The organism is Mycobacterium sp. TH-M116 (genome assembly GCF_057473685.1).
The window spans coordinates 1-6,182 of record NZ_JBYCLC010000394.1; the positions used below are offsets into that span (position 1 = coordinate 1).

Annotated in this window: 2 protein-coding genes; both read right to left on the reverse strand. The window is 72.1% G+C overall.

Annotated features, from left to right (window positions below):
* Positions 1–4,435, reverse strand: a 4,435-nt coding sequence (locus AC2VOK_RS20475; RefSeq protein ID WP_428902076.1) for a beta-ketoacyl synthase N-terminal-like domain-containing protein, incomplete at its 3' end; no start/stop codon positions are given.
* Between the two features lie 24 nt (positions 4,436–4,459).
* Positions 4,460–6,182 (reverse strand): SDR family NAD(P)-dependent oxidoreductase (locus AC2VOK_RS20480; RefSeq protein ID WP_428902077.1); only part of this gene is annotated, 1,723 nt, incomplete at its 5' end.

A 6,182-nucleotide genomic window follows, 5' to 3' on the forward strand; every position in this document is an offset into this window, starting at 1 on the left:
AGCGCAGCCCGGCCAGATCCGCCAACCCGTACCACGCCGTCAAAAACGCCACCGGCACGCCCGCGGCCCGCGTCAGCGACCAGCCGTGCGGCACGCGCGCCACCAACCGCCGGTCCACCGTCGCTTCGGAACCCGCCAGCCCCACGATCCCCAGCACGGCGTCGCCGACGGCCAAGCCCGTCACATCCGGGGCGACCTCGACCACGGTGCCCGCCCCCTCGGCGCCCAGCTGCGCAGCACCGGGATACATGCCCAAGGCCACCAGCACATCCCGGAAATTCACGCCTGCCGCGGCCAGTGACACCCGCACCTGCCCGGCCGCCAGTTCCGCGCGCGGACACTGCTGCACCATCACGTCGTCCAACGTCCCGCCGCCGCCGGCGGCCAGCCGCCAGCCGTCGCCGGGCAACCGCAACAACGGCGGGGAAGCAACCGGCCTCAGCCGGGCGCCGTGGACTACTCCGTCGCGAACCACCAATTGCGGTTCTGCGCAGGCAAGCAGGGCCTCCACCTGGACGGAACCATCCGAATCGACCAGCACGAAGCGGCCCGGGTGCTCGGCCTGTGCCGAGCGAATCAGGCCCCACACCGCCGCGCCGGCCAGGTCGTCGACGCCCTCGTCGGCCAGGGCCACCGCCCCGCGGGTCGACACCACCAACGGCCCCGACTCCTCCCGGGCCAGCCTGGACTGCAACACCGACAGCGCCTCGCTGGTGGCCGCGTGCACCGCGGCGATCACCCCCCCGCCCTCGTGCGACAACTGCCACACCGAGTGCGCACCACCGGCCGTGTTGTCACCCGGAGACACCGGCGACCACGCCACCTCGAGGAGACCGTCACGGCTCGGGCGGCCGCCGGCCGCGGCCAACTGCTCAGCAGAAACCGGACGAAGCGCCAATTCCCGCACCGACAACACCGGCATGCCCGTCGCGTCGGCCAGTTCGACCCGCACCGCGCCGTCGCCTGCCGGCGCCAGCCGCACCCGGACCTGCGATGCGCCGGCCGCGTGCAGACGCACTCCCTGCCAGGAGAACGGCAGCACGGCGGACGCGTGCTCGTCGGCGACTCCGAGCGCATGCAACGCCGCGTCGAGCACGACCGGATGAATCCCGAAGCCGTCCATCGCCACATCGGCGGTCCGCGGAACCTCGACCTCGGCGAAAACCTCGGCTCCGCGCCGCCACGCCGCCCGCAGGCCGCGGAACGCGGGACCGTAGCCGTAGCCGCGGCCGGCGAGCCCGTCATAGGCCCCGGCGACGTCCACCGCCGTCGCGCCGACGGGCGGCCACACCGCCATGTCCTCGCCGGGTTCCACCGCGCCCGCGCCCAAGGCGCCTTCCGCGTGCAGAGTCCACCCCGAATCCGGTTCGGGTGCCGCCGAATACACCTCGAACATCCGAGTACCGCGTTCGTCGGCGGCACCGACCACCACCTGTACCGCCACCCCGCCGGACGCGGGCACCAGCAACGGCGCCGACAACGTCAGCTCCTCGATCACCGGGCAGCCGACTTCGTCACCAGCCCGAAACACCAGCTCGACGAACCCCGCTCCGGGAAACAGCACCACCCCACCCACGGCATGGTCGGCCAGCCACGGCTGGGTGCCCACCGACAGGCGGCCTGTCAACACCACCGCAGCCGAATCCGGACGCGCAACCACAGCGCCCAGCAGCGGATGCCCGGCCCCCACCAATCCCAGACCGCCCGCATCCCGCGACCCCACCGACGAGGCCGGCAGCCAGAACCGGCGCCGCTGGAACGCATACGTCGGCAGCGGCACCGTGCGGGCGTCCAGGCCCGCGAACACCACGCGCCAGTCCACGCCGACCCCGGCGGCGAAAAGCCGGCCCGCCGCGGTGAGAAGTGCGTCGACCTCGGGCCGGTCCTTGGGCATCGTCACCACAGACATGGACCGGTCATCGCTCAGGCTCTGCTGCACCGAGGCCGTCAACGCCGCACCGGGGCCCACCTCGAGGAAGACCCCCGTCCCCAGCGACTCGGCCAGGTGCACTCCGTCGAGGAAGCGTACCTGCCGGCGCACGTGCTCCACCCAGTAGTCCGCCGAGCCGTAACCGGCATCAGCCAATTCGCCGGTCAGGTTGGAGACCAACGCCATTCGGGGCGCACCGGCCGTCACGCCGTCCAGTACCGCGGAGAACGCCTCGAGCATCGGCTCCATCAGCGCCGAATGGAACGCATGCGAGACGGCCAGCCGATGCACCCGCCTGCCGCGCGCGGCCAACTGGTCGGCAATGGCCTCGACCGCGGCCCGCGCGCCTGAAAGCACCAGTGCCGCCGGACCGTTGACCGCCGCCACGCTCACCCCCTCGGTGAGCAACGGCGCCACCTCGTCCTCGTCGGCGCCGACGGCCACCATCACCCCGCCGGTGGGCAGTTCCGCCATCAGCCGGCCGCGCGCAGCCACCAGGCGGGCGGCATCGGCCAGCGACAACACCCCCGCGACGTGGGCCGCGGCGATCTCTCCGACCGAATGTCCCATCACGACATCGGGGACCACGCCCCAGGAGTGCCACAGCGCCGCCAGCGCGACCTCGACGGCGAACAGTGCGGGCTGGGCGAATTCGGTGTTGTGCAACAGTTCCGGGTCGTCGCCCCAGATCACCTGGCGCAGCGGCCGGCGCAGGTGACCGTCCAATGCCGCAGCGGCCTCGTCGAAGGCGCGGGCGAACTCGCCGAACCGCCCGTACAGCTGCGCGCCCATCCCGAGCCACTGCGAGCCCTGGCCGGGAAATGCGAACACCGTCTTCCCGATCGGCCGCGCACGCCCCACGACGGACGTACCGGTCTCACCGGAGGCCAAACCGGCCAGCCCGCGCACCAGCTCGCCGCGGTCGGCGCCGACCAGGACGGCGCGGTGTTCGAGTACCGACCGTGTGGTCGCCAATGACCAGGCCACGTCCACGACGGGCACGTCGGCGGGTGCGCTCAGGTGCGCCGCGAGCCGCCCGGCCTGGGCGGCCAGTGCCGCGCCGGAATGCCCCGACACGACCAGGGGAACCACGGGGCGCGAGTCATCCCGCTCGGCGACAACGTTGTCCGGTTCCGCGGGCGGCTGTTCCACGATCACGTGCGCATTGGTCCCGCTGATCCCGAACGAGGACACCCCGGCCCGTCTCGGGCCGTCCGGCCACGGCTGCGGCCCGGTCAGCAACGACACCGCGCCCGCCGTCCAATCCACATGCGGCGTCGGCACATCCACGTGCAGGGTCTGCGGGATCACCCCCTGACGAATCGCCTGGATCATCTTGATCACCCCGGCCACCCCGGCGGCGGCCGAGGAGTGACCGATATTGGATTTGATCGATCCCAGCCACAACGGCCGATCCGGCGGCCGGCCCTGCCCGTAGGTCGCCAGAAGTGCCTGGATCTCGATCGGATCACCCAGCACGGTTCCGGTTCCGTGGCCCTCCACCACGTCCACGTCGGCGGCGGTCAGCCCCGCGTTGGCCAGCGCCGCCCGGATCACCCGTTGCTGCGACGGCCCGTTGGGGGCGGTCAAGCCGTTGGAGGCGCCGTCCTGGTTGACCGCCGAACCCCGCAGCACCGCCAGCACCGGGTGGCCCAGCCGCCGCGCGTCGGCCAACCGCTCCAGCACCAGTACGCCCGCGCCCTCCGACCACGAGGTGCCGTCCGCGGCGCCGGCATACACCTTGCACCGGCCGTCGGCGGCCAGCGCACGCTGCCGGCTGAACTCGACGAACGCCGCGGGAGTCGCCATCACCGTCACGCCGCCGGCCAGCGCCAGGTCGCACTCGCCCGAGCGCAGCGACTGCGCCGCCAGATGCATCGCCACCAGAGACGACGAACACGCCGTATCCACGGACACCGCGGGGCCTTCCAGCCCCAGCACGTAGGACACCCGGCCTGACGCCACGCTCAACGTCGATCCGGTGAGCCCGTAGCCCTCCAACTCCCCTTTGACCTCGCCGCCGTATCCGGCGTGGATGACCCCGGCGAACACGCCGGTCGCCGAGCCGCGCAGCCCCAGCGGGTCAATCCCGGCCCGCTCCAGGGCTTCCCACGAGATCTCGAGCATCATGCGTTGTTGGGGATCCATCGCCAGTGCCTCGCTGGGTCCGATGCCGAAGAACCCGGCGTCGAAGTCGGCGGCGTCGTGCAGGAAGCTGCCCCGGCGCGTGTACATCTTTCCGCGGGCGTCGGGGTCCGGATCGAACAGGGCGTCGACGTCCCAGCCGCGGTCGGCCGGGAAGTCAGCGACGGCGTCACGGCCCTCGACCACCAACTCCCACAGAAGTTCCGGGGAATCGACCCCGCCCGGGTACCGGCAACCCATCCCCACCACCGCCACCGGTTCGGACAGCCTGCCCTCCAGGTCGGACAGTTGGCGCCGGGTGCGCCTCAGGTCCGCGGTGAGCCGCTTCAGGTAGTCGAGCTGCTTATCGGTGCTCGGCATCGTCACTCCTGAAGATCTGGGGCATCACTGGCCTAGTTCCTCGTCGAGGATGGCGAAGAGTTCGCCTTCGGTCGCGTCGCGGATGTCGTCGACATCGTCGTCGGCGCGACCAGCGGTGGTCAGTGTGCCGAGAAGGTGGCGCAGCCGGGTGGACATCTGCGCTTTGTCGTCGGGCCCGGAGTCCGGGCGCTCAAGCAGGGCTTCCAGTTCGCGGGCAACGGTGTGGAAACGCGTCATCAGGTCGGGCTGAGCGGTAGCGGTCGTCGCGCCGAGTTGGGTGTCGAGGTGCTCGGCCAGGGCGGTCGGGGTCGGGTAGTCGAAGATCAGCGTCGGCGAGAGGGTGAGCCCGGTGGCGGTTTTGAGCCGGTTGCGCAATTCTACGGCCGTCAGGGAATCGAAACCCAGCTCCTGGAAGGTACGACCGCCGTCGAGGTCGGAGGCCTGTGCCAGGCCCAGCACGGTCGCGGCGTTGCTGCACACGAGGTTCGCCAGGTCGCGCCGCCGCGCCTCGGGACTCAGACCGTGCAGGCGCGCGCCGAGGCCGGCCACCGACACGGTGGCTTCGGTGTCGGCGGCGGCGCGCCGGGCGGGGCGGGCAGCCAGCCCACGCAGCAGCGGCGGCAACGCCGCGGTGTGGCCGGACAGCGCGGCTCGATCCAGGCCGGACGCCACCACCGTGGGGCTGTCCGCGAGCAGCGCGGCGTCGAACGCCGCCAGTGCCTGTTCGGTGGACAGCGGCGCCAGCCCGACCCGGCTCATCCGGGCCTTGTCCCGGGCGCCGAGGTGCGCCGTCATCGCCGAGGCCTGTTCCCAGAGCCCCCAGGCCACCGACAGCCCCGGCAGCCCGGTGGCCCGCCGGTCGATGGCCAACGCGTCGAGAAAACTGTTGGCCGCCGCATAGTTGCCCTGCCCCGGCGTGCCGACGATGCCTGCCATCGAGGAGAACATCACGAACGCCGCGAGGTCGAGATCCCGGGTCAGCGAATGCAGATGCCAGGCGGCATCGGCCTTGGCACGCAACACCGCATCGACCCGGTCCGGGGTCAACGAGGAGATCAACCCGTCGTCGAGCACGCCGGCGGCGTGGATCACCGCGCGCAGCGGGCGGTCCCCGGGGATCCGCGCGAGCATCGCCGCCAGTGCGTCGCGGTCGGCCACGTCGCAGGCGACCACGGAGACCTCCGCCCCGGCCTCGCGCAGCCCCTCGACCAGTTCCCCGGCCCCCTCCGCGCCGGCGCCCGCACGACTGGCCAGCAGGATGTGCCGCACGCCGTGGCGGTTCACCAAATGACGCGCCACCGCCGAGCCGGCCATGCCGGTTCCGCCGGTGATCAACACCGTGCCCGCGGCCAGCCCGGCGCCGGGCGCACCGGGCACCGTGAGCACCACCTTGCCGATATGGCGCGCCTGACTCACGTACCGGTAGGCGTCCGCGACGCGGCGCACGTCGAACGTCGTGACCGGCAGCGGCGTCAACACGCCGTCCTCCAGCAGACCGACCACCTCGGTCAGCAGTTGCGCGCAGCGGTCCGGGCCCGCCTCGAGCAGGTCGAATGCCCGATACCGCGCTCCCCGATACTGCCGGGCGACGACCTGCGCATCGCGGACATCGGTCTTGCCCATGTCGATGAAACGCCCGCCGGGGGCCAGCAGCCGCAACGACGCGTCGGTGAACTCACCGGCCAGCGAGTTGAGCACCACGTCCACACCGGCACCGCCGGTGACTTCGGAAAACTTCGACTCGAAA